Raw genomic sequence first — 25066 nt, forward strand, 5'->3', positions numbered from 1 at the left:
GCAGCATGGCGTGCATGTCCGCACTCACGCGCGATGAAGCGCAGCTCCGAGCTCAGCTCCTCGACGTCCACCGCTACACGGTCGAACTGGACCTCACCACCGGGGACGAGACCTTCGACGCCCGTACCGTGATCCGGTTCACCACGCGGTCCGACGGGGACACGTTCGTCGAGGTGAAGCCCGCCGAGCTGCGCGCCGTGACACTCGACGGACAGCCCCTGGACCCGGAGTCGCTGCACGAGGACCGGCTGTCCCTGAAGGGCCTGACCGCCGGCGAGCACGAACTGCGCGTCGACGCCGCCATGCACTACTCGCGCACCGGCGAGGGCATGCACCGCTTCACCGACCCGGTCGACGGCGAGACCTACCTCTACACGCAGATGGCCATGGACGACGTCCAGCGCGTCTTCCCCGCCTTCGACCAGCCCGACCTGAAGGCCGTCTTCGACCTCTCGGTCAAGGCCCCCGAGAACTGGACCGTGCTCGCCAACGGCGTCACCGAGCGCGGCGCCGACGGCGTCTGGCGGGCCGCGCCCACCCCGCCGATCTCCACCTACCTGGTCGCCGTCGCCGCCGGCCCCTGGCATTCGGTGCGCACCGAGCACCGCGGGCTCCCCTTCGGCATCCACTGCCGCCGCTCGCTCGCGCCCTACCTCGACGCCGACACCGAGGAGATCTTCGAGGTCACCCGCGCGTGCTTCGACCGTTACCACGAGAAGTTCGAGGAGCCGTACCCCTTCGACTCCTACGACCAGGCGTTCGTGCCCGAGTTCAACGCGGGCGCCATGGAGAACCCGGGCCTGGTCACCTTCCGCGACGAGTTCGTCTACCGCTCCGCCGTCACCGACACCGAGCGGCAGCTGCGCGCCATGGTCATCTCGCACGAGATGGCCCACATGTGGTTCGGCGACCTGGTCACCCTCAAGTGGTGGGACGACATCTGGCTGAACGAGTCCTTCGCCGAGTACATGGGCTACCAGACCACCGCCGAGGCCACCCGCTTCACCGACCCCTGGACCGAGTTCGGTGTCACCCGCAAGGCCTGGGGCTACGAGGCGGACCAGCGCCCCACCACCCACCCGGTCGCCCCCGAGGGCGTGGACGACGCGGCCTCCGCCCTGCTCAACTTCGACGGCATCTCGTACGCCAAGGGCGCCTCCGCGCTGCGCCAACTGGCCGCCTGGCTGGGCGAGAAGGACTTCCTCGCGGGCATCAACACCCACTTCGCCCGGCACCGGTTCGGCAACGCGACCCTCGCCGACTTCCTCGACTCCCTCGCCTCCGTCACCGAACGCGACGTGCGCGCCTGGGCCGACAGCTGGCTGCGCACCACCGGCGTCGACACCCTCACGCCCGTGGTCGAGACCGCCGACGGCACCTGCGCGCTGACCGTCGACCACAAGGGCAGCCGCCCGCACCGCATCATCGCCGGTCTGTACGACCACGACGTCGCCGACGAGGGCCGGCTGGTCCTGCGCGAGCGCCTCGAACTCGACGTCCCGCAGGAGGCCCCGCGCCCCATCGGCAAGCGCCCCGCGCTGCTCCTGCTCAACGACGGCGACCTCACCTACGCCAAGGTCCGCTTCGACGCCGAGTCCTTCGAGTCGGTCCGCGGCGGCCTGTCCGGGCTGCCCGAGCCGCTCACCCGCGCGATCGTGTGGAACTCCCTGCGGGACGCGGTGCGCGACGGCGAACTCCCGGCCGCCGCCTACCTGGAGATCGCCCGCGACCATCTGCCGCGGGAGACCGACCTCGCCATCGTGCAGGGCGTGCTCGTCTTCGCCACCGGCCAGATCGCCGACCAGTACCTGCCGGCCGAGGAGCGCCCGGCCGCGCTCGCCACCCTCACCGCCCTCTGCCGCGACCTGCTGCGCCGCACCGAGGACGGCGACCACCCCGGCCTGCGGCTGATCGCCGTCCGCCACCTGATCAACGTGGCCGCCCACCCGGACACCATCGCCGCCTGGCTCGCCGACGGCACCGTGCCCGGCGGTCCCGAACTCGACCCCGACCTGCGCTGGCGCATCCTCGCCCGGCTCGCCGTGCTCGGCGCCACCGACGAGGCCGCCATCGCCGCCGAACTGGCCCGCGACCCCAGCGCCACCGGCCAGGAGGGCGCGGCCCGCTGCCGCGCCGCCCTGCCCGACCCGGAGGCCAAGCGCGCCGCCTGGGAGGCGATGTTCAGCGGCGACGACCTGTCCAACTACCTCTTCACCGCCACGGCCCACGGCTTCTGGCAGCCCGAACAGGCCGACCTGGTACGGGAGTACGTGCCGCGTTTCTACGCGGACGCGGTCCCCCTCGCCGCCCGCCGCGGCCCCGCCATCGCCGCCGCCGCCGGCCGCTGGTGCTTCCCGGCCCACGCCGTCGACGCCGGGCACCTGAGCCTCGGCGAGGCCTGCCTGGACCGCGACGACCTCACCCCGTCCCTGCGCCGCGCCCTGGCCGACCGCCTGGACGACCTGCGCCGCGCGCTGCGGGCCCGCGGGGGAGAGGCACAGTAGGCCCGACGACCCCAGGGCGCCGCTGGTTCTCCCGTGCCGCTGGTCCGTCATGACGATGCGGCGCCCCGGTCACCCTCCTGGGGTCTTTCGTTTGGATCAGGCCCGCGAGCCCGGCGTGATCCAAACGAGAGGCCCTAGGCTCGGCGACAGAAACGATCAGCCGAGCCGGGAGGCAACCATCGTGATCGCAGTGACCGGCGCGACCGGCAACGTGGGCCGCGCCCTGGTGGACCGACTCCTCGCCGCGGGCCGGCCGGTACGCGCCCTGACCCGCGACCCGGCACGGGCCGCACTGCCCGACGGGGCCGAGGTGGCGCGGCTTCGCCCGGAGGACCCCACCGCCCTGTTCGACGGGGCGAGCGCGGTCTTCCTCTACGCCCAGGCCGTCACCGCGCCCCTGCTGGCGGCGGCCCGCGCGGGCGGCGTCCGGCACGCCGTCCTGCTCTCCAGCGGCCTTGTGCAGGAGGGCGCCGACGAGACCCACCCCCTCCACGTGCTGCACGCCACCGCCGAGCGGCTGATCCGTGACAGCGGCCTGGGCTGGACGTTCCTGCGCCCCAACGCGTTCGCCGCCAACGCCCTTCGGTGGGCGCCGCAGATCCGCGCCGGGAACACCGTTTGGGGCGTCTACGCGGACGCGGTGTCCGCGCCGATCCACGAGGACGACATCGCCGCCGTCGCCGAGCGCGTGCTGCTGGACGACGGCCACCGGGGCGCCGTACACCGGCTCACCGGTCCGCAGGCGGCCACCAACGCCGAACAGGTCGCGGCGATCGGCGCCGCCCTCGGCCGGGAACTGACCTTCGTGGAGGCCGACCCCCGCACGGCGGGCCCCGAGCTGTTCCCGTACCTGGACCCGCGGATGCTCGAACGCCTGCTCAAGACCTTCGAGGACACCGTCGGCGTGCCCCCGGAGATCACCGGCACGGTCGAGGAGATCACCGGCCGCCCGGCCCGCACCTTCGCCCGGTGGGCCCGGGATCACGCGGGGGACTTCGGGTAGCCGGTCAGGAGGCCGGGGCGGGCCGCAGCACCGCCCGCCGTACGCCGCCCTCCCGAGGCCCCGCCCGGCGGTTTGCGCCGCTCGGCCGGGGCTCCGGGTCCAGGGTGAAGCCGAGCCGCCCGAGGAAGCGTTCACCGGGCCGCCAGCCGGGCGGGACCGTCGCCGTCACCAGGGGCGTGTCCCCGGCCCGCGCCAGCAGCGACCGGGCCAGCGCCCCGCCGAGGCCCCGCCCCCGCGCCCAGGGCGCCAGCAGGAACAGGCCGACGGCCACCGCGCCCGGCTCCGGATGGTCCCGCACCGCGTCCACCACGCCCGCGACCACCCCGTCCCGCTCCAGCACCAGCAGCACCTTGTCGTCGGGGTGCGCGCCCTCGGGCAGGGCGTAGAAGAGGCTCTGCACGTCGCCCGGCGCCGGCGGCAGCCCCGTGGCCGCCAGGAACCAGTCCTCGCACTCCTCGAACAGCCGGATCAGCGGCGCCTCGTCCGCCGGGCCCAGCTCACGCACCAGCACCCGTTCGCCGGGCACCTCGATCGTCCACGCGTCCACCATCCGGCCGACGGTAGCGACGGACACGCCCCGCTCCAACAAGTTTTCCCCGTACGGCAGTACCCACTGCCGGGTTCCGCTCGTTGGACGTGCGGGACCCACGCCCCTCTTCCCGCACCACCCGGAGCCCACGCGGCGCGCTCCCGAGCAGCCCCGAGAGCGGAGGCCAGCCATGCCCCCTCAGCCCCTCGCCTCGGGCCCGCACGGCCCCGACGCCCTCCGCCCGCTCCTCGACACCGTGCTGGAGGCGCTGGCGGAAGGCCGTGAGGCGCGTGGCGGCCCGCTGCCCGCCGGCGGACCCGAGGCCACCGCCCGGCGGGTCGCCGACACCCTCGGGGAGGTACTGCCGGACGAGGGCGACCCGGACGGCCTGCGCGTTCTCGTCCGGCTCCTCGCCGAGGGCGCCGCCGACCCCGCCGACCCGCTGTGCGCGGGCCATCTGCACTGCCCGCCCCTCGCCGTGGCCACCGCCGCCGACCTCGCGGTCAGCGCCCTCAATCCCTCCCTGGACTCGTGGGACCAGGCCCCCGGCGCCACCGCCCTGGAAGCCGTCGTCGCGCGGACGCTCGCCCGGACGGCCGGACTGGCCGACGCCCTGGTCACCACCGGCGGCACCGAGTCCAACCAACTCGCGCTGCTGCTCGCCCGCGAGACGGGCACCGGCGGCGTCCGGCTCGTCTGCGGCGCCGCGGCCCACCACTCGCTGGCCCGCGCCGCCTGGCTGCTCGGGCTGCCCGACCCGGTGATCGTCCCCGCCCCCGGCGGCACCCTGGACCCGGCCGCCCTCGACGCCGCCCTCACCGCGCTCCCCGGCCCCCTGCTGGTCGCCGCCACCGCCGGCACCACCGACGCCGGACTCATCGACCCGCTGCCCGAGATCGCCGCGCTGTGCCGGGCCCACGGCGCCCGGCTGCACATCGACGCCGCCTACGGGGGCGGGCTGCTCTTCAGCGACCGGCACCGCGCCCGCCTCGCCGGGCTGGACGCCGCCCACACCGTCACCCTCGACCTGCACAAACTCGGCTGGCAACCGGTCGCCGCCGGCCTGCTCGCCGTCGCCGACCCGGCCGAACTCGCCGTACTCCATCACCGCGCCGACTACCTGAACGCCGACGACGACACCGAGGCCGGCCACCCCGACCTGCTCGGCCGCTCCCTGCGCACCACCCGCCGCCCCGACATCCTCAAGACCGCGGTCACCCTGCGGACCCTCGGCCGCCGCGGCCTCGGCGCCCTGGTCGACCACGTCTGCGACCAGGCCCGCGAGTTCGCCGCGCTCATCCAGGCACACCCCGGCTTCGAGCTGTACGACACCCCCGTCATCAGCACGGTCCTGTTCCGCCCCGCCGAGGCCACCGACGCCACCGTGGCCGCCGTCCGCCGGGAGCTGCTGCACGAGGGCCGGGCCGTCCTCGGCCGCGCCCGGCTCGACGGCCGGCTCTGGCTCAAGGCCACCCTCCTCAACCCCCGCACCCGGCCGGACGACCTGGCGCACCTGTTGAAACTCGTCGAAGGAAGCACCCCACGATGACCCCCCACCCGGCCCCCCACCCGGCCCCCCTGCCGCGCCGCCGCGAGTCCGGCGCCCCCCGCGACCTGGTCGGCATCGGCATCGGCCCCTGCAACCTCTCCCTCGCCGCCCTCGCCCACCCGCTGGCCGAACTCGACGCCGTCTTCTACGAACAGCGGCCCGGCTTCAGCTGGCACCCCGGCCTGCTCATCGAGGGCTCCACCATCCAGGTGCCCTTCCTCGCCGACCTGGTGAGCCTCGCCGACCCCACCAGCCCCTGGAGCTTCCTCAACTACCTCAGAACCCGCGAACGGCTGTTCCCCTTCTACTTCGCCGAGCGCTTCCACATCGAGCGCGCCGAGTACGACGCCTACTGCCGCTGGGTCGCCCGGAGCCTGCCCGGACTGTGCTTCGGCCGCCAGGTCGACGCCGTCCGCTGGAGCCTCGAACGCGGCCTGTTCGAAGTCGACTTCACCAAGCTCGACGCCGAGGGGGAGACCGACGCCCTCGGCCGCGTCTACACCCGCAACCTGGTCCTCGGCGTCGGTACCGTCCCGCATGTGCCGGCCCCGCTGCGGCCCATGGTCGACGCCGAGGGCCTGCCCGTCGTGCACGCCGCCGACTACCTCGACCACCGCGAGGCGCTCCTCGCCGCCGGGCACATCACCGTCGTGGGCTCCGGGCAGTCCGGCGCCGAGATCTTCCTGGACCTGCTGCGCCGCCGCCCGGTCGGCGCGGAGCGGCTGCACTGGATCGGCCGCAGCCCCGCGTTCTCGCCGATGGAGTACTCCAAGCTCGGCCTGGAGCACTTCACCCCCGACTACACGCGCTACTTCCACGCCCTCGCCGAACCCGTCCGCGACCGGCTGGTCGGCGCCCAGTGGCAGCTCCACAAGGCCGTCGACGCCGACACCCTCGCCGCCATCCACGACGAGCTGTACCGGCGCACCCTGCACGGGGGCTGGCCCGACGCCGTCCTCACCCCGGGCGTGCGGGTGCGCACCGCCGGCCGGATCGCCAACAACAAGATCGAACTCCATCTGGAACACCTTGAGGAGAGCAGCCGCTCCCAGCTCACCACCGACGCCGTCGTCCTCGCCACCGGCTACCAGCAGCGGCCCCTCGGCCGCCTGCTCGCCGGGCTCGATCCGTATATGCGCCGTGACGCCGGCGGCCGCCCGCGCATCGACGCGGACTACCGGCTGGTCCTCGACCCCCTGGTCAAGGGCTCCGTCTACGTCCAGAACGCCGAGCTGCACACCCATGGCGTCGGCGCCCCCGACCTCGGCCTCGCCGCCTGGCGCGGCGCCACCATTCTCAATTCGCTGACCGGAAAGGACCCGTACCCCCTCCCGGCCCGCACCGCTTTCACCACCTTCGGCCTGCGCGAACCGCGTTCCGGCGTCCCCCAGGCCCGGCACCCCGGCCATCGGCTCACCCCACTCGTCGAAGAGAGATGAGCGCCCGGAGAAAGGCGAGCGGCCCGAGAAAGGCGCGAGCCATTCACGCCATCGGATTCGAGCCACCGGATATCGCTCATAGGAGCGGGCATCCGCACAATTCAACACTTGTCAATAAGGCTTCACGTAAAGGTTGTTGGGTGGTCATGCGACCCGGAATCTCTACCGACGGGTAAGCCCTAGGCTCGCACCATGCGCCGAGCAAAGATCGTTTGCACATTGGGGCCCGCCACCGACTCGTACGACCAGATCAAGGCATTGGTCGAGGCCGGAATGGACGTCGCCCGTCTCAACCTCAGCCACGGCACCCGAGCCGAACACGAGGAGCGTTACCAGCGCGTGCGCAAGGCCGCCGACGAAACCGGCCGCAGCGTCGGAATCCTCGCCGACCTCCAAGGTCCGAAGATCCGCCTCGGCCGTTTCGGCGAAGGGCCGGTACTGCTCGAACGCGGCGACGACTTCACCATCACCGTCGAGGACGGCGTCGAGGGCGACCGCCACCGGTGCGGCACCACCTACGCGGGGCTCGCCGAGGACGTCGCCCCCGGCGAGCGCGTCCTGGTCGACGACGGCCGGGTCTGCCTGGAGGTCACCGCCGTCGACGGCCCCCGGGTGCGCACCCGGGTCGTCGAGGGCGGCATGGTCTCCGACCACAAGGGCCTCAACCTGCCCGGTGTCGCCGTCTCCGTGCCCGCCCTGTCCGAGAAGGACGAGGAGGACCTGCGCTGGGCGCTGCGCACGGGGTGCGACATCATCGCCCTCTCCTTCGTGCGCAGCGGCGACGACGCCCGGGTGGCGCACCGCATCATGGCCGAGGAGGGCCGCCGCCTCCCGGTGATCGCCAAGATCGAGAAGCCGCAGGCGGTCGCGAACCTCGACGACATCGTGGCCGCCTTCGACGGGCTGATGGTCGCGCGCGGCGACCTCGGCGTGGAGATGCCCCTGGAGCAGGTGCCGATCGTCCAGAAGCGCGCCATCAAGCTCGCCCGGCGCAACGCCAAGCCGGTCATCGTCGCCACCCAGATGCTCGACTCCATGGTCGACAACTCCCGGCCCACCCGCGCCGAGGCCTCCGACGTGGCCAACGCGGTCCTCGACGGCACGGACGCGGTGATGCTCTCCGGCGAGACCAGCGTCGGCAAGTACCCGGTGGAGACCGTGCGCACCATGGCGAAGATCGTCACGGCGGCCGAGGAGGACATGCTGGCCGCCGGACTGCCGCCGCTGACCGAGCGGAACAAGCCGCGCACCCAGGGCGGCGCGGTCGCCCGCGCGGCCGCCGAGATGGGCGACTTCCTCGGCGCCAGGTTCCTCGTGGCCTTCACCCAGTCCGGGGACACCGCCCGCCGGCTGTCCCGCTACCGCCCGCCGATCCCGCTGCTCGCCTTCACCCCCGAGCCGGCCACCCGCTCCCAGCTCAGCCTCACCTGGGGCGCCGAGACCTTCCTCGGCCCGCACGTCGACTCCACGGACGCCATGGTCGACCAGGTGGACGAGCTGCTGCTGCGCTACGGCCGCTGCGAGAAGGGCGACATCGTGGTGATCACGGCAGGCTCCCCGCCCGGGGTCTCCGGCTCCACCAACATGGTCCGCGTCCACCACATCGGCGAGGACGACGGCCCGAAGGACTGAGCCGCCGGAGCACGAAAAAGGGCCCCTTCTCGAAGGGGCCCGCGCCTACCGGCGAACACGGAACACCGGCGACCTTGGAAAACAAGGAAAAAGTGCCCCGGGTCGGACTCGAACCGACACTGTACGGGTTTTGAATCCGTTGCCTGCTGCCAATTGGGCTACCGGGGCTCGCGGAATCAAAGGTTTCCCCCGACCCTCCGCGCGTCCACCATACCGTAGCTAGGTAGGCTCTTGTCAGCAGTACCCCTGCACCGAACGAGGAGCCCCCGTGACCGCCGAGTCGCCCCAGCCCGTAGACGCGCCCGACGACGACAAGTCGCACGTGCCTCCGCTGACGACCCGTGTCGTCATCGCCGAGGACGAGGCCCTGATCCGGCTCGACCTCAAGGAGATGCTGGAGGAGGAGGGCTACACCGTCGTCGGTGAGGCCGGCGACGGCGAGCAGGCGGTCGAGCTGGCCCGCGAGCACCGGCCGGACCTGGTCATCCTGGACGTGAAGATGCCCAAGCTGGACGGCATCTCCGCGGCCGAGAAGATCGCCGAGGAGTCCATCGCCCCGGTCCTGATGCTCACCGCCTTCTCCCAGCGCGACCTGGTGGAGCGCGCCCGCGACGCCGGCGCGATGGCGTACCTGGTCAAGCCGTTCAGCAAGAGCGACGTGGTGCCGGCGATCGAGATGGCCGTCTCCCGCTTCACCGAGCTGAAGCAGCTCGAACAGGAGGTCGCCGACCTCACCCAGCGCCTGGAGACCCGCAAGCTGGTCGACCGCGCCAAGTCCGTCCTCCAGACCGAGTACGGCCTCAGCGAGCCGGCCGCCTTCCGCTGGATCCAGAAGACCTCCATGGACCGCCGCATGTCGATGCAGCAGGTCGCCGAGGCCGTGATCGCGGACAACGAGGAGAAGAAGGCCGCGAAGAACGGCTGACCCACCCCGCGTACGACGATGCCCGCGCCCCCTGTGCAAGGGGGCGCGGGCATCGTCGTGACGAGCGGGGTCAGTCCTCGCCGAGATAGGCCTTGCGGACCGACTCGTCGTGCAGCAGGTCCTGCCCGCTGCCGGACAGCACGATCGAGCCGACCTCCATCACATGGCCCTGGTCGGCGAGCGAGAGCGCCGCCTGGGCGTTCTGCTCGACCAGCAGGATGGTGGTGCCCTGGGACTTCAGCTCGGCGATCGTCGCCAGGATCTTCTGCATCATGATCGGCGACAGACCCATGGACGGCTCGTCCAGCATCAGCAGCTTGGGCCGGGACATCAGCGCCCTGCCCATGGCCAGCATCTGCTGCTCGCCGCCCGAGAGGGTGCCCGCGGCCTGCTTGCGCCGCTCGCCCAGGATCGGGAAGAGGTCGTAGGCGCGCTGGATGTCCTTCTCGATGCCGTCCTTGTCCTTGCGCAGGAAGGCGCCGAGCTGGAGGTTCTCCGCGATGCTCAGACGCGGGAAGATGTGCCGGCCCTCGGGGGAGTGGGCGAGGCCCAGGGCGACGATCTTGTGCGCCGGAACGCCGGTGAGCGGCTTGCCGTCGAAGAGGATCCTGCCGCCGACCGGCTTGAGCAGCCCGGACAGGGTGCGCAGGGTGGTCGTCTTGCCGGCGCCGTTGGTGCCGATGAGGGTCACGACCTGGCCGGCCTCGACGCTGAACGAGATGCCCTTGACGGCCTCGATCTTGCCGTAGGCGACCCTGAGGTCCTCGACCTCCAGCAGTGCGGTCACTGGGCCTCTCCCTCTGTGCGCTCGGCGGCGTCCGCCGGTTCGGCGTCCGCCGGCTGGGCGTCTGCCGGCCGGGCATCCGTCGGTGCGGCATCTGCCGGTGCGGCGTCCGCCGTCTCGGCCTCCGCCGGTCGGGCGTCTGCCGGTGCGGCGTCCGCCGTCTCGGGCTCGGTCGTCCCGGCCGCGGCTTCCGCCGCCTCGACCTCCGCGGCCTCCGCCGCGCCCGGCTCGCCCTCGAAGGGCTCGCCCAGGTAGGCGGCGATGACCCGCTCGTCGGCCTGGACGACCTCGGAGGTGCCCTCGACCAGCTTCTCGCCCTGGACGAGCACGGCGACGCGGTCGCACAGGTTGAAGATGAACCGCATGTCGTGCTCGATGACGAGGACGGCGATGCCCTTGTCCCGGATGGCGAAGACCAGTTCCTCGGTGGTCCGGGTCTCCTGCGGGTTCATGCCCGCCGTCGGCTCGTCCAGGAGCAGCAGCCCCGGCTCGCTGGCCAGCGCCCGGGCGATCTCCAGCTTGCGCTGCTCGCCGTAGGGCAGGTTCCGCGCCAGGTGCTCGCGCTTGCCCGCGAGGCCCACGAACTCCAGGAGTTCCAGGGCCCGTTCCTCGGAGTCGCGTTCCGCCTTGCGGAAGCCGGGGCCGCGCAGCAGCGCCGACCACAGGCCCTCCTTGGTCCGCGTGTGGCGGCCCACGAGGACGTTCTCCAGAACGGTCATGTTGGCGAAGAGCCGGATGTTCTGGAAGGTACGGGCGATGCCCGCCTGCGTCACCAGGTGCGGCTTGGGCGGCAGCACCTTGCCCTCGTAGGCGACCGTGCCCTCGGTGGGGACGTACAGGCCGGTGAGGCAGTTGAAGAACGTGGTCTTGCCGGCGCCGTTCGGCCCGATCAGGCCGACGATCTCGCCGCTGTTCACCGTGAAGTCCACGGATTTCACGGCGGTCAGGCCGCCGAACCGCATGGTGACGTCACGGGCTTCGAGTACAGGTGTCGTCATGGTTCCTTACGCCCCTGCCTTGGTGACGGCCACGCCGTCGGACAGCGTCGTCTGTGCCGGTACGTCGAGCTGGCCGGTCTCGTGGAACTCCAGCTTGCGGCGGCGGTCGGCGATGATGCCCTCCGGCCTGAAGCGCATGAGCAGGATCAGCGCGACACCGAAGGCGAGCAGCTCGTAGTTCTGCATGAACTGGAGCTTCTCCGGGATGAGGTACAGCAGGCTGGCGCCGAGCAGCGGGCCGCTGACGGTGCCCATGCCGCCGAGGACGACGGCGGCCAGCAGGAAGGCCGAGTTGGGCGGGGCGGCGCCGGCGAACTGGTACGGCTGCGGGTTGACGCTGTAGTTCACGTGCGCCATCACGGTGCCGGCCAGGCCCGCGAGGGAGGCGCCGAGCGCGAAGGCGATCAGCTTGGCCCGGAAGCCGTTGATGCCCATGGCGGTCGCGGCGGTCTCGTCCTCGCGGATGGCGATCCAGGAGCGGCCGATACGGGAGTCGGCGGCGCGGGTGAAGACCCCGACGACGATCGCGGTCGCGATCAGCATCAGGAACAGGTAGTTGGCGAATCGGCCGAGCGTGAACGAGCCGATGGTGTGGGCCTCGCCCAGGTTGAACCCGAAGAGGTTGATGTCGGGGATCTGGGTGATGCCGTTGGGGCCGCGGGTGACGTTCGGTCCGGAGTCGCCGTCCAGGTTGTTGACGGCGATACGGAAGATCTCTCCGAAGCCCAGCGTGACGATGGCCAGGTAGTCGCCGCGCAGCCGCAGGGTCGGGGCGCCGATCAGGACGCCGAAGACCAGGGAGGCGGCCATGCCGGTGAGGGCGGCGGCCCAGAAGGGGAACTGGACGTGGATGGGCGAGTACTCGGAGCCGGAGACCAGGGCGGCCGCGTAGGCGCCGACGCCGAGGAAGGCGACGTAGCCGAGGTCGAGCAGACCGGTGAGGCCGACGACGATGTTCAGGCCGAGGGCGACGGTGGCGAAGATGAGGATGTTCACGCCGAGGTTGGCGTTGTGGTCCTCGCTCTGGGTGAACGGGAAGATCACGGCGGCGGCGAAGGCCAGGGTGGCCGCGAAGCCCTTGTGCCGGGTGGACATGGCCGAATACCGGTCGAGGAGACCGGAGTTCACCAGGCCCCAGGCGGCGAACACGCAGACCAGCAGGAAGCCGATGAAGGTCTCGCTGTCGTCGTCGTTGATGCCGATGCCGTAGGTGAAGACCACCAGGCCGAGGGCGGTGCCGACGGTGACGACGAGGCGCTCCGCGAGCGGCGACAGGGTGCCGGGGCGGGGCTGTTCGGGCTTGGTGAGGTAGCCCTTGAGGCCGGTGCCCGGGGCCGGCTGGGGCAGGGCGAGGGCGCCGATGACGGGCAGCGCGGAGGCCACCATCGCGACGTACGCGCCCGGGTCGAGGTTGACCAGACCGTCGAGGTCGACGGCGATGGCGATGCCGGTGAACCAGCAGACGGTGAACGCCGAGAGGCTGGTCAGCAGCACCGGGCTCGTGGCGCCCGACGGGTTCAGCCAGCCGAGGCCCTTCACCCGCCACAGGGCGAGCACGTACAGCAGGGTGAGCGCGCCGGCGACCAGGGCCAGGATCTGGAGTCCGGCCGGGTAGCCGTAGACGGTCAGGTCGCCGGGGAAGTCGGGCGTCCAGGTCCAGCTCATGAAGGCGCTGGCGATGGTGCCGACGGCGCCGACGGCGATGAGCGGCCGGGCCACGGCGGACGGGAGCGGCACGAGGCCGCGCGCTGCCGGGGTCTGGGGGGTGGTGTCGGTCATGGTGCTCACGCCCTGTCCGCGACGCGTTCGCCGAGCAGGCCCTGTGGCCTGATGAGGAGTACGAGGATGAGGAGGACGAAGGCCCACACCGGCGCCCATGCCTGGCCGCCGAGCTGGTGCATGCCGGGCACGTTGGAGATGTAGGCGGTGGCCATGGCCTCGGCGAGGCCGAGGACGAGACCGCCGAGCATCGCGCCGTAGATGTTGCCGATGCCGCCGAGGACGGCCGCGGTGAAGGCCTTGAGGCCGGCCAGGAAGCCCATCGTGTACTCGACGTTGCCGTACTTGAAGCCGTACGCCGTGCCCGCGACCGCCGCGAACAGGCCGCCGATGGCGAACGCGATCACGATGATGCGGTTGGTGTCGATGCCCATCAGCCGGGCGGTGTCCGGGTCCTGCGCGGTGGCCTGCATGGCACGGCCGGTGCGCGAGAGCCGCACGAAGAAGGCGAGGATCGCCATGCACAGCGGGGCGGCGATGATCAGGAAGACGTCGCCGCTCTGCACGGTGATCGAGCCGAGGTGGTAGGGCCCGAAGGGCAGTTGCGGGAAGACCCGGGAGGTCTTGGCGTTCGGGTACAGGTTGAAGACGAGCTGCTGGAGCGCGAGCGAGAGACCGATGGCCGTGATGAGCGGCGCCAGGCGTGGCGCGCCGCGCAGCGGCCGGTAGGCGAAGCGTTCGGCGCCGACGGCGATGAGTACGGCGACCAGGGCGCCGCCGACGAGCATCGCCGGCAGGGCTATCCACATGGATATGCCGTCCGGCAGGGCGAGGTACACCGTGAGGGCGCCGAAGCCTCCCGTCATGAAGATCTCGCCGTGAGCGAAGTTGATGAGCTGGACGATGCCGTACACCATCGTGTACCCGATGGCGATCAGGCCGTACATCGAGCCGAGGAACAGCCCGTTGGCCAGCTGCTGCGGCAGGGTGTTCACCGCATGGCCTCCATGTGGTGGGGAGAGTCAAGGGGGCGGTAGAAGGCGGGCCGCGCGCTGACGTTGGTCAGTGCCGCGCGGCCCTGGAGTCGCGGTGGGAGCCGCGGGCTACTTCGGAGTGGCGACGCCGCTCTTGACGGACTTCCACGCGCCGTTCTCGACCTGGTAGACGGTCAGCTGCTTGTTCGTGGTGTCGCCGAACTCGTCGAACGAGATCTTGCCGGAGATGCCGTCGAAGGAGTTGTGCTGCACGGCGTCGACGACCTGGGCGCGGGCGTCGTCCGGGAGCTTGCCGTCCTTGATGACCTGGCCGACGGCCTTGATGATCGCGGTGGTGGCGTCGTACGAGTAGGAGCCGTAGGTGCCGTAGTCACCGGGGTACTTCTTGGCCTTGTAGGCGGCCACGAAGTCCTTGGCGGCGGGCAGGGTGTCGACCGGGACGCCGATGGAGGTCGCGAGGTCGCCCTCCGCGTTCTTGCCGGCGGTCTTGATGTAGGTCGGGGTGAACATGCCGTCGCCGCCGAACAGCGGGATCTTGGCGCCGGCGTCCTTGAGCTGCTTGGTCAGCACCTGGGACTCGTCGTACTGGCCGCCGTAGTACAGGATGTCGGCGCCCGAGTTCTTGATCTTGGTGACGAGGGTGGAGAAGTCGCGGTCGCCGACGCTGACGTGGTCGGTGCCGATGACCTTGCCGCCCTGCTTGGCGAACTGGTCCTTGAAGATCTTGCTGAGGCCGGCGCCGTAGGTCTGCTTGTCGTCGACGACGAACGCCTTCTTCTTGTGCAGGCCGTTGTAGGCGTAGTCCGCGGCGAACGCGCCCTGGAGGGCGTCGGTGGTCGCGGTGCGGAAGTAGGTCTTGAACGGGCGGACCTTCTTGGTCTGCCAGTCCTTGCCCTGGGTCAGCTCCGGCGCGGTGTTCGACGGCGAGATCTGCACCATGTTGGCGGTGTTGAGGACCTGCTGCATCTGCGTGGCCACACCGGAGTTCAGGGGGCCGACCACACCGAGGACGTCCTTCTCGGCGACCAGCTGGGTGGCGTTCTGCTGGCCGGTGGCCGGGATCGCCTTGTCGTCCAGGGCCTTGACCTTGAAGGTCACACCCGGCACGGTCTTGTTCTTGTTCGCGTCGTCGACCGCTATCTGCGCGCCGTACTGGATGCCGAGGCCGGTCGCGGAGTTCTGGCCGGTCAGCGGGGCGTCCACGCCGATGGTGACCGTGATGTTGCCGCTGTCGCCGCCCTTGCTGTCATTGTTGCGGGAGCCGCAGGCGGTGAGAGTCAGAGCTCCGGTCGTCAGAACGGAGGTAAGAATCACCAGAGAACGCTGTCGCACAATCGATCCTTTCCGCAGGCATGAGCGGTCCCTGGAACGGGACGGCGTAGAGCCGCGTTGGTACCGAACTCCCGTTGGAGCGGTGACTGGCCGTGACTCTAAGCCCGCTATCGAGGCCCTGCAGCGCCGTAGACGTCCTTGTGACTTTCTTGTTATGACGGCGTGGACGGGAAAGTTCCGGCGGGGCCGGTCTCGGCCGTTTTGGCGGAATTTCCTCGCGGTCCACATTTTGAGAATGCGCACTTCCGGTTGGCCGTCGGGCCGAGGTCGCGGCCGGACGGCCCCACGGCCCGGGAGCGGCCCGGGAAGATCGCCCGCGGCCGGACCCCCGGAGGGCGGCCAAGGGTTGCGTATTGCGCCCGTGTTACGCAGCGTTACGCCGACAAAATAAAGGTGCTGTATACAGCGATTTCGGGCGGTCGGATGCCGATATCTTCGCCCTGGTCCACGAGCTGTCAAGGCCCGGACGGAGGAATTCCGCTTTCCCGTGCCGGGGATTGACTCCGCATCGGAGACAAAAAGGCCCGGTCCCGCCCCTTTTGGGAGCGGACCGGGCCCTGGACGGGAGTTCCGTCAGACCGAGGCGGGCGCCTGCCCGCCGTTCGGCGTTCCGAGGTCACGGAGCATGCAGGTCAGCCGGGCGCTGCACACCCGCCGGTCCTGCTCGTCGCTGATGACGATCTCGTACGTCGCCGTCGACCGGCCCCGGTGCACGGGCGTGGCCACCCCGGTCACCGACCCCGAGCGGACCCCGCGGTGATGGGTGCAGTTGAGGTCCACGCCGACCGCGACCTTCGTGCTGCCGCCGTGCAGCATCGCGCCGACCGAGCCCAGGGTCTCCGCCAGCACCGCGGAGGCCCCGCCGTGCAGCAGGCCGTACGGCTGCGTGTTGCCCTCCACCGGCATCGTCCCGACGACCTTGTCGGCCGAGGCCTCCAGGATTTGTATGCCCATCCGCGTGCCGAGGTCACCGGCCGAGAACAGGGCGGGCAGGTCCACACCGAGTGCCGCGTACTCCTCGATGACCTCCTGCGGGAATCTCACCTGCTGCTGCTCGCCCATGGGCCGGCTCCGTTCGTCGTACACCTGTCTAAGGCTGAGCGAACGCTCAGTCGGTCGCCGATTGTTCCAGACGGCCTTCCACGTGCTCCTCCAGGCGTACGATCACCGACTTGCTGGCCGGGGTGTTGCTGGTGTCGGCGGTCGCGTCCAGCGGGACCAGCACGTTGGTCTCCGGGTAGTACGCCGCCGCGCAGCCCCGGGCCGTCGGGTAGAGCACCACCCGGAAACCGGGCGCCCGCCGCTCCACGCCGTCCCGCCACTCGCTCACCAGGTCCACGTACGTCCCCTCGGCGAACCCGAGCGCGTGCGCGTCCCCCGGGTTCACCAGCACCACCCGGCGGCCGCCCGTGATGCCCCGGTAGCGGTCGTCCAGGCCGTAGATCGTGGTGTTGTACTGGTCGTGCGAGCGCAGCGTCTGCAACAACAGCCGCCCCTCGGGCAGTTCGGGGTACTCCACCGGCGCCGCCGTGAAGTTCGCCTTGCCGGTGGCGGTCGGGAAGCGGCGCTCGTCGCGCGGCGCGTGCGGCAGCGCGAACCCGCCGGGCCGGGCCACCCGCGCGTTGAAGTCGCCGAAGCCGGGGATCACCCGCGCGATACGGTCACGGACGGCCCCGTAGTCCTTCTCGAACTCCTCCCACGGCACGACGCTCCGGTCACCGAGCACCGCGCGCGCCATCCGGCACACGATCGCCGGCTCGGACAGCAGATGGGCGCTCGCGGGCGCCAGCCGGCCCCGCGAGGCGTGCACCATGCCCATGGAGTCCTCGACGGTCACGAACTGCTCGCCGCTCGCCTGCTCGTCGCGCTCGGTGCGGCCCAGGGTGGGCAGGATCAGCGCCCGCGCACCGGTGACCGTGTGCGAGCGGTTCAGCTTGGTCGACACATGCACCGTCAGCCGCGCCTTCCGCATCGCCGCCTCGGTCACCTCGGTGTCCGGGGACGCGGAGACGAAGTTGCCGCCCATGGCGAAGAACACCTTCGCCTCGCCGTCGCGCAGCGCGCGGATCGCCCGTACGACGTCGAAGCCGTGTTCCCGGGGCGGCGCGAACCCGAACTCCCGTTCCAGCGCGTCCAGGAAGGCGGGGGCGGGCCGCTCGAAGATGCCCATGGTGCGGTCGCCCTGCACGTTCGAATGGCCGCGCACCGGGCACACGCCCGCGCCCGGCCGGCCGATGTTGCCGCGCAGCAACAGGAAGTTGACGACCTCGCGGATGGTCGGCACGGAGTGCTTGTGCTGGGTCAGGCCCATGGCCCAGCACACGATGGTCCGCTCGGAGGCGAGCACCATCTCCAGCGCCCGCTCGATCTCCGCGCGGGTCAGACCGGTCGCGGCCAGCGTCCGCGCCCAGTCGGCGGACCGGGCGGCCTCGGCGAACTCCTCGAAGCCATGCGTGTGTTCGCGCACGAACTCCTCGTCGACCGCGCCGTCCGCCTCCAGGATCAGCTTGTTGAGGAGCCGGAAGAGCGCCTGGTCGCCGCCGATGCGGATCTGGAGGAACAGATCAGTGAGCGTGGCGCCCTTGACCATGCCCTGCGGGGTCTGCGGGTTCTTGAACCGCTCCAGGCCCGCCTCGGGCAGCGGGTTGACGCTGATCACCTTCGCGCCGTTCGCCTTGGCCTTCTCCAGCGCGGAGAGCATCCGGGGGTGGTTCGTGCCCGGGTTCTGGCCCGCCACGATGATCAGATCGGCCTGGTACAGGTCCTCCAGGAGGACGCTGCCCTTGCCGATGCCGATGGTCTCCGAGAGCGCCGAGCCCGACGACTCGTGGCACATGTTCGAGCAGTCCGGCAGGTTGTTCGTGCCCAGCTCGCGCGCGAAGAGCTGGTACAGGAACGCCGCCTCGTTGCTGGTACGGCCCGAGGTGTAGAAGACGGCCTCGTCCGGGGAGGCGAGCGCGGCGATCTCCTCGGCGATGATGCCGAAGGCGCGCTCCCAGGTGACCGGCTCGTAATGAGCCGCCCCTTCGGGGAGGTACATGGGATGGGTGAGCCGTCCCTGCTGGCCCAGCCAGTACCCGCTCCGGTTCGCCAGGTCGGCGACGGGGTGCGCGGCGAAGAACTCCGGGGTGACCCGGCGCAGGGTGGCCTCCTCGGCCACCGCCTTCGCGCCGTTCTCGCAGAACTCCGCGGTGTGCCGGTGGTCCGGCTCCGGCCAGGCGCAGCCCGGGCAGTCGAAACCGTCCTTCTGGTTCACCCGCAGCAGCGTCAGGGCGGTGCGCCTGACGCCCATCTGCCGCTGGGCGATACGCAGCGTGTGCCCGATGGCCGGCAGCCCCGCCGCCGCGTGCTTCGGCTCCGCGACCTGCGGCGCGTCCTGCACCGGATCACCCTTGGGCGGCTTCGTGGCCATCGCACGCTCCCCTTCGACTGCTCACACCTCGTACGGCGCCGATCCTCCCACGGGGGACTGACGACGGGGGAGGCCGCCGCCTCCGGCGGGGCCCCACTCGCCCCGCCCCGCTCGCGCTGGTCTGCTCGCGCTGGTCTGCGCTCCTCCGGCCTGTTCGCTTCGCGCCGTTCGCGTCGGCCCGTTCGTGCCGGTCTGCTCGCCCTGGCTCGTTCGCTTCGCGCCGCTCATGCCGGCCTGTCCGCCCCGGTCCACTCGCCCCGGTCCACTCGCCCCGGTCCACTCGCGCCGGCCCGCTCGCCCCGCGTCGCTCGCCCTGGCTCGTTCGCTTCGCGTCGCTCGCGTCGGCCCGTTCGCCCCGCGCCGTTCGCCCTGGTCCGTTCGCCTCGCCCCGCTCGCCCTGGCCTGCTTGCGCCGGTCCGTTCGCCCCGGTCTGCTCACGCCGGTCTGCTCACGCCGGTCCGCCTCGCCCCGCGCCGCTCACGCCGGTCCGCCTCGCCCCGCCCCGCTCGCCCCGCGCCGCTCGCGCTGGCTCGTTCGCTTCGTGCCGCTCGTGCCGGTCCGCTCGCCTCGCCCCGCTCGCGCCGGTCCGCTCGCGCCGATCTGCCCACCCCGCCCCGTTCGCGCCGGTCCGCTCGCGCCGCCCTGCTCGTGCCGGTCTGCTCGCCCCACCCCGTTCGCGCCGGTCCGCCCGCCCCGCCCCGCTCGCCCCGCTCGTCCCGGTCGGCGGTCTCCCGGTTTCGCCGCCGGCTCCGCGGGCTGCCCGCCACAGGTGCGCGCGGTCCGGAGTGTCGGTGGGGCGTGGCAGGATCGGTGACGTGGCAGAGACAGCATCGAAGAAGACCGACAAGACACCCGGCGGTACCCGTCCCCGGCTGATGCTCATGGACGGGCACTCGCTGGCCTACCGCGCGTTCTTCGCGCTGCCCGCGGAGAACTTCACCACCGCGACGGGCCAGCCGACGAACGCGATCTACGGTTTCGCGTCGATGCTGGCCAACACCCTGCGTGACGAGGCGCCCACCCACTTCGCCGTGGCCTTCGACGTCTCCCGCAAGACCTGGCGCTCCGAGCGGTTCACCGAGTACAAGGCGAACCGCTCCAAGAGCCCCGACGAGTTCAAGGGCCAGGTCGAGCTGATCGGCGAGCTCCTGGACGCGATGCACGCGCCGCGCTTCGCCGTCGAGGGCTTCGAGGCCGACGACATCATCGCCACCCTCGCCACCCAGGCCGAGGCCGAGGGCTTCGAGGTGCTGATCGTCACCGGCGACCGCGACTCCTTCCAGCTGGTCAGCGAGCACACCACCGTGCTGTACCCGACCAAGGGCGTCTCGGAGCTGACCCGGTTCACCCCGGAGAAGGTTCTCGAGAAGTACGGCCTGACGCCCGCCCAGTACCCCGACTTCGCCGCCCTGCGCGGCGACCCGTCCGACAACCTCCCCGGCATCCCCGGCGTCGGCGAGAAGACCGCCGCGAAGTGGATCAACCAGTTCGGCTCCTTCGCCGAGCTGGTCGAGCGGGTCGAGGAGGTCAAGGGCAAGGCGGGCCAGAACCTCCGCGACCACCTGGAGTCGGTCAAGCTCAACCGCGTCCTCACCGAGCTGGAGCGCCAGGTCGAGCTGCCGAAGTCGGTCACCGACCTGGAGCGCGCGCCGTACGACCGCAAGGGCGTCGCCGTGATCCTGGACACCCTGGAGATCCGCAACCCCTCCCTGCGCGAGCGCCTCTTCGCCGTCGACCCCGGCGCCGAGGAGGCCGAGACCACCCCGGTCGCCGCCGAGGGCGTCGAGATCGACGGCACCGTCCTGCGCACCGGCGAGCTGGCCCCCTGGCTCGCCGGCCACGGCGCACAGCCCCTGGGCGTCGCCACCGTCGACACCTGGGCGCTGGGCACCGGCTCGGTCGCCGAGGTCGCCCTGGCGGCGGCCGGGGGAGCGGCCGCCTGGTTCGACCCCGCCGAGCTGGACGAAGCCGACGAGAACGCGTTCGCGGCCTGGCTGGCGGACGCCGGGCGCCCCAAGGTGTTCCACAACGCCAAGGGCGCCATGCGCGTCTTCGCCGAGCACGGCTGGCGCATCGAGGGCGTGCGCATGGACACCGCGCTCGCCGCCTACCTGGTCAAGCCCGGCCGGCGCTCCTTCGACCTGGACGCGCTGTCCCTGGAGTACCTGCACCGCGAGCTGGCCCCCGCCGCCGCGGCCGACGGCCAGCTCGCCTTCGGCACCGACGAGGCCGCCGAGGCCGAGGCCCTGATGATCCAGGCCCGTGCCGTCCTGGATCTCGGCGAGGCGTTCGAAGGCCGCCTGGCGGAGGTCGGCGCCGCCGACCTGCTGCGCGACATGGAGCTGCCCACCTCCGCCCTGCTCGCCCGCATGGAGCGGCACGGCATCGCGGCGGACCGCGCACACCTCGAAGCGATGGAACAGATGTTCGCGGGGGCGGTGCAGCAGGCCGTGAAGGAGGCGCACGCGGCCGCGGGCCACGAGTTCAACCTGGGCTCGCCCAAGCAGCTCCAGGAGGTCCTCTTCGGCGAGCTGGCCCTGCCCAGGACCAAGAAGACCAAGACCGGCTACACCACGGACGCCGACGCCCTGGCCTGGCTCGCCACGCAGACGGACAACGAGCTGCCGGTGATCATGCTCCGCCACCGCGAGCAGGCCAAGCTCCGCGTCACCGTCGAGGGCCTGATCAAGACCATCGCGGCAGACGGCCGTATCCACACCACCTTCAACCAGACGGTGGCCGCGACCGGCCGGCTGTCCTCCACGGACCCGAACCTCCAGAACATCCCGGTCCGCACCGACGAGGGCCGGGCGATCCGCCGCGGCTTCGTGGTCGGCGAGGGCTTCGAGTCCCTGATGACCGCCGACTACAGCCAGATCGAGCTGCGCGTGATGGCCCACCTCTCCGAGGACGAGGGCCTGATCAGGGCGTTCACCTCCGGCGAGGACCTCCACACCACGGCCGCCTCCCAGGTCTTCGGCGTCGCGCCCACCGCGGTCGACGCGGAGATGCGCCGCAAGATCAAGGCGATGTCGTACGGCCTGGCCTACGGCCTGTCCGCCTTCGGCCTCTCCCAGCAGCTGAACATCGAGGCGGCGGAGGCCCGCGCCCTGATGGACGCGTACTTCGAGCGCTTCGGCGGCGTCCGCGACTATCTGCGCCGCGCGGTGGACGAGGCCCGCGCCACGGGCTACACGGCGACCCTCTTCGGGCGCCGCCGCTATCTGCCCGACCTCAACAGCGACAACCGCCAGCGCCGCGAGGCCGCCGAGCGGATGGCCCTGAACGCGCCCATCCAGGGCACCGCCGCGGACATCGTCAAGATCGCCATGCTCAAGGTGGACGACGCGCTGCGGGCGGCGGACCTCTCGTCGCGGATGCTGCTCCAGGTCCACGACGAAATCGTCCTGGAGATCGCTCCGGGGGAGGCCGCCCGCGTCGAGGAACTCGTCCGCCACGAGATGGCCCACGCCGTGACCCTCCTGGCTCCCCTGGACGTCTCGGTCGGCGTGGGCCCCGACTGGGAGTCGGCGGCGCACTGACCCGCGACGCGCCCGCGCGGCAGGGGTGCCGTGCCCCCACGGAGTACGGCACCCCTGCCGCCCGGCGCAACCCGGAATCCCCCGAATCCCACCCGCACCACAAAGACGGCCCAACCCCCCACCGGACCGTCACTCACGTGGCCCCCGCCAAAACGCCCCCCGCCCCCCGCAGCCGCAAAACTGCGGGCATGGGTATACGCATGCTTCACCGCCGGACGCCCGAGGCAGTCACCCGGGTCTGGGCGGACACCGCCTCGGCGCAGGCACTGCCCGCCTCGCCGGTACCGGCCCTCGCGGCCGACGCAAGCACCGCCCGCATCCCCGCCGATCCGGCCACGACAGTCCGCAGGGCCGCCCGGAACCTCCGCCGCCGGCTCACCGACCGCGCCGCCCTGACCGGCACCGCCGTCCGGGCCGGCCGCGCCCCCGACTGGCACCAGTGGTCCGATCTGGCCCGCGGCTATCTCGCGCTCGCGCTCACCCTGGTCCCCAGATCCCGCCCCCGCCCCACCCTCACCGTCTTCGTCGCCTCCCCCACCGAACACCCGGCCCGCCGCGGACCCCGCGACCCGGGACCGAGCACCGCCCGCTGACTTCCGCGGGCCCGCCCGCCTCCCCTCCCCAACTCAAGAGCGGGCCGCCGCCACCGCCCTGGCGGATCGTCGGGCGCGCCACCCCAACGACTGGTGGCCAACCGGTGAAAATCGGGCACGAACGGGTGCCCCCTCAAAGCAAGTTGTCGTAGGGTCGCCTGCGGCGCCGTGCCGGACGCACGGGCCGGACAACGCAGCGCACACGTGAGAGGGCGGCACAGGGCAACCGGAACACCGGGTCGTTCGTCACACCAGGGCGAGACACACACAGGCGGAAACGGACGCACGACGTCCATGGGAGGGGTTCACTCTATGGCGGCGCATTTCGGCAGGCGGCTGCGCAAGGGGGCGGCGACCACCGCCGTGGCCGCGGCAGCGGTCGCGGCGCTCTCCGCGTCCCAGGCACCGGGAGCGACCGGCGAGGACCACGGCAGACAGACGACGGCCGGCGCCTCCGCCCCCGTACCGGACGGCGGCGACGCCACGGGCAACTCGCCCTACTACACGGACCTGCCGCCCCTCAACAGCCCCAGCCCGAGCCCCTCGCCGGGCGCAGGCACCCCCGTCGCCCAGGGCGCCGCCGCGGCCGGCATACCGGCCACGGTCCTCGACGCGTACATGAAGGCCGAGGCGGAACTGCGGGCCACCAAGCCCGGCTGCAACCTGCCCTGGCAACTCCTCGCCGCCATCGGCAAGGTGGAGTCGGGCCAGGCCCGCGGCGGCCAGGTCAGCGCCGACGGCACCACACTGCACCGCATCCTCGGCCCCGAACTCGACGGCAACGGCTTCGCGCTCATCCAGGACACCGACCACGGCGCGTACGACGGCAACAGCCGCTACGACCAGGCCGTCGGGCCCATGCAGTTCATCCCGTCCACCTGGGCGTGGGCCGGCCGCGACGGCAACGGCGACGGCCGCAAGGACCCCAACAACATCTACGACGCCGCCCTCGCCGCCGGCCACTACCTGTGCCGCGGCGACCGGGACCTGTCGCGCGAGGCCGACCTGCACACCGCGATCCTCGGCTACAACGATTCGCAGGACTACCTGAACACCGTCCTGTCCTGGCTGGAGTACTACCGCAAGGGCAGTTACCCCGTGCCCGACGGCAGCGGCGGCCTCCCCGGCCACCGCAGCGACGACGACACCCCCGGCGGGACCCCCGCGAGCCCCACCACGCCCGCCAACCCGCACAAGGGCACGGGGGGTTCGAAGGACCAGGGCGACCAGGCGGGCACCTCGCCCGCGAACCCCGGCGGGAGCCAGGCCGGCGGCAGCCCCGCCTCGCAGCCGCCGGGCACGCCCGGACCTTCGACCACGCCGCCCACCCCCACCGACACGGTGGACCACCTGGAGGCCGCGGGCACGACCAAGCTCACCGCCATGGCCGGGCACGCCTTCACGGGGGCGGTCGGCACCCGTGCCGAGACCAAGGCGGGCGCGGCGGTGGGCAAGGTCAGGATCCGGTTCACCATCTCCGGCGACACCGACGCCACCTTCACCGGCGGCGAGGACGTGGCCACGGTCACCACCGACGCCCTGGGCGTCGCGAAGGCCCCCGCGCTCCAGGCGGGCGAGAAGACCGGCGACTTCACGGTGACGGCCACCGTCGTGGGCCGCTCGGTCAAGGGCGTGGACTACCAGGCGACCGTCACCGAGCGCACCGCCGACTCCCTGACCGCCACCACCAACGGCGACACCCCGCTGACGTGCGCCCCGGGCGGCGAGTTCGCCGACCAGGTCCAGGTCAAGGCGACGTACAAGGGCGCCGTCGCGGACCAGGTCGCGGCCACCGCCACCCTGGTCACATCCGCCACCGACGCCACCGAGAACGACAAGGGCCCCTACTTCGAGGACGCGGACGGCAAGCCCGTACGCACCCTCACCGGTCTGAAGACCGACAGCAAGGGCCTGTTGACGCTGCCGAAGCTGTACGCCGACGACACCACCGGCACGTTCCTGCTGCGTGTCACCACCCCCGGCGGCGGCACCCTCACCGTCCAGCTGACCGTGGCCGCCGACGGCACCGCCACGGCGAGCCCCGCCCCGTCCCCGAGCGCGTCGGCCTCTTCCTGACCCGACGGAACCTTCACGGCGCCCTTCCCGCTTC

The 25066-nt window shown here is 71.9% G+C and carries 17 protein-coding genes and 1 tRNA gene; 9 read left to right on the forward strand and 9 right to left on the reverse strand.

The window, feature by feature from the left end:
- Nucleotides 1-14 precede the first annotated feature (14 nt).
- Nucleotides 15-2504, forward strand: coding sequence for an aminopeptidase N (gene pepN, locus AB0927_RS05570; RefSeq protein WP_366666234.1), 2490 nt, complete (start codon nucleotides 15-17; stop codon nucleotides 2502-2504).
- Between the two features lie 181 nt (nucleotides 2505-2685).
- A complete protein-coding gene (locus tag AB0927_RS05575) occupies nucleotides 2686-3507 on the forward strand; it encodes an NAD(P)H-binding protein (protein ID WP_366666236.1) in 822 nt (273 codons plus the stop codon).
- 4 nt (nucleotides 3508-3511) lie between these two features.
- Here the strand turns inward: AB0927_RS05575 and AB0927_RS05580 are convergent, their stop codons facing one another.
- Nucleotides 3512-4081 (reverse strand): GNAT family N-acetyltransferase, encoded by a 570-nt coding sequence (locus AB0927_RS05580; RefSeq protein ID WP_366666237.1) that lies wholly within the window; start codon nucleotides 4079-4081, stop codon nucleotides 3512-3514.
- Between the two features lie 145 nt (nucleotides 4082-4226).
- Here AB0927_RS05580 and AB0927_RS05585 point away from each other — a divergent pair, with 145 nt between their 5' ends.
- From AB0927_RS05585 to pyk, 3 genes are all read left to right on the forward strand, one after another.
- Nucleotides 4227-5585: an aminotransferase class V-fold PLP-dependent enzyme gene (locus AB0927_RS05585; RefSeq protein WP_366666238.1), complete on the forward strand. Its 1359-nt coding sequence runs from the start codon at nucleotides 4227-4229 to the stop codon at nucleotides 5583-5585.
- The gene (locus AB0927_RS05590) at nucleotides 5582-7024 is read left to right on the forward strand and encodes a SidA/IucD/PvdA family monooxygenase (RefSeq protein WP_366666239.1); all 1443 of its coding nucleotides are present in this window, start codon (nucleotides 5582-5584) and stop codon (nucleotides 7022-7024) included. Before AB0927_RS05585 ends, AB0927_RS05590 begins: the two co-directional genes overlap by 4 nt.
- Nucleotides 7025-7216: 192 nt before the next feature.
- Nucleotides 7217-8656: a pyruvate kinase gene (pyk, locus tag AB0927_RS05595; protein WP_366666240.1), complete on the forward strand. Its 1440-nt coding sequence runs from the start codon at nucleotides 7217-7219 to the stop codon at nucleotides 8654-8656.
- 93 nt (nucleotides 8657-8749) lie between these two features.
- Here pyk and AB0927_RS05600 read toward each other — a convergent pair.
- Nucleotides 8750-8824 (reverse strand) — tRNA-Leu (locus AB0927_RS05600).
- Nucleotides 8825-8924: 100 nt separating this feature from the next.
- Here AB0927_RS05600 and AB0927_RS05605 point away from each other — a divergent pair.
- A complete protein-coding gene (locus AB0927_RS05605; protein WP_366666241.1) occupies nucleotides 8925-9581 on the forward strand; it encodes a response regulator in 657 nt (218 codons plus the stop codon).
- A gap of 70 nt (nucleotides 9582-9651) precedes the next feature.
- Here AB0927_RS05605 and AB0927_RS05610 read toward each other — a convergent pair whose 3' ends face one another.
- From AB0927_RS05610 to AB0927_RS05640, 7 genes are all read right to left on the reverse strand, one after another.
- Nucleotides 9652-10368, reverse strand: coding sequence for an ABC transporter ATP-binding protein (locus AB0927_RS05610; protein WP_366666242.1), 717 nt, complete (start codon nucleotides 10366-10368; stop codon nucleotides 9652-9654).
- Complete coding sequence (locus AB0927_RS05615; protein WP_366666243.1) at nucleotides 10365-11363, reverse strand: ABC transporter ATP-binding protein; 999 nt, start codon at nucleotides 11361-11363, stop codon at nucleotides 10365-10367. The genes AB0927_RS05610 and AB0927_RS05615 overlap by 4 nt, the downstream gene beginning before the upstream one ends.
- A gap of 6 nt (nucleotides 11364-11369) precedes the next feature.
- Nucleotides 11370-13142 (reverse strand): branched-chain amino acid ABC transporter permease, encoded by a 1773-nt coding sequence (locus tag AB0927_RS05620; RefSeq protein ID WP_366666359.1) that lies wholly within the window; start codon nucleotides 13140-13142, stop codon nucleotides 11370-11372.
- Between the two features lie 5 nt (nucleotides 13143-13147).
- A complete protein-coding gene (locus AB0927_RS05625; RefSeq protein ID WP_366666244.1) occupies nucleotides 13148-14077 on the reverse strand; it encodes a branched-chain amino acid ABC transporter permease in 930 nt (309 codons plus the stop codon).
- A gap of 108 nt (nucleotides 14078-14185) precedes the next feature.
- Complete coding sequence (locus tag AB0927_RS05630; RefSeq protein WP_366666245.1) at nucleotides 14186-15409, reverse strand: branched-chain amino acid ABC transporter substrate-binding protein; 1224 nt, start codon at nucleotides 15407-15409, stop codon at nucleotides 14186-14188.
- A 573-nt stretch (nucleotides 15410-15982) separates the two neighbouring features.
- The gene (locus AB0927_RS05635; RefSeq protein ID WP_366666246.1) at nucleotides 15983-16471 is read right to left on the reverse strand and encodes a hotdog fold thioesterase; all 489 of its coding nucleotides are present in this window, start codon (nucleotides 16469-16471) and stop codon (nucleotides 15983-15985) included.
- A 46-nt stretch (nucleotides 16472-16517) separates the two neighbouring features.
- Nucleotides 16518-18821 carry an FdhF/YdeP family oxidoreductase gene (locus AB0927_RS05640; RefSeq protein ID WP_366666247.1) on the reverse strand — a complete coding sequence of 768 codons (2304 nt, stop codon included), beginning with the start codon at nucleotides 18819-18821 and terminating at the stop codon, nucleotides 16518-16520.
- 815 nt (nucleotides 18822-19636) lie between these two features.
- Between AB0927_RS05640 and polA the strand changes: the two genes are divergently transcribed.
- The 3 genes from polA to AB0927_RS05655 all read left to right on the forward strand — a co-directional run bounded on the left by polA (nucleotide 19637) and on the right by AB0927_RS05655 (nucleotide 25032).
- Nucleotides 19637-22363, forward strand: a complete 2727-nt coding sequence (gene polA / locus AB0927_RS05645; protein WP_366666248.1) for a DNA polymerase I — start codon at nucleotides 19637-19639, stop codon at nucleotides 22361-22363.
- 188 nt (nucleotides 22364-22551) lie between these two features.
- The gene (locus AB0927_RS05650; RefSeq protein ID WP_366666249.1) at nucleotides 22552-22956 is read left to right on the forward strand and encodes a hypothetical protein; all 405 of its coding nucleotides are present in this window, start codon (nucleotides 22552-22554) and stop codon (nucleotides 22954-22956) included.
- Between the two features lie 312 nt (nucleotides 22957-23268).
- On the forward strand, nucleotides 23269-25032 hold the full coding sequence (locus AB0927_RS05655) for a lytic transglycosylase domain-containing protein (protein ID WP_366666250.1): 1764 nt from the start codon (nucleotides 23269-23271) through the stop codon (nucleotides 25030-25032).
- The last annotated feature ends 34 nt before the right edge of the window (nucleotides 25033-25066 follow it).

The sequence above is a fragment of the Streptomyces sp. NPDC048106 genome (assembly GCF_040706415.1).
Taxonomy (GTDB): Bacteria; Actinomycetota; Actinomycetes; order Streptomycetales; family Streptomycetaceae; genus Streptomyces.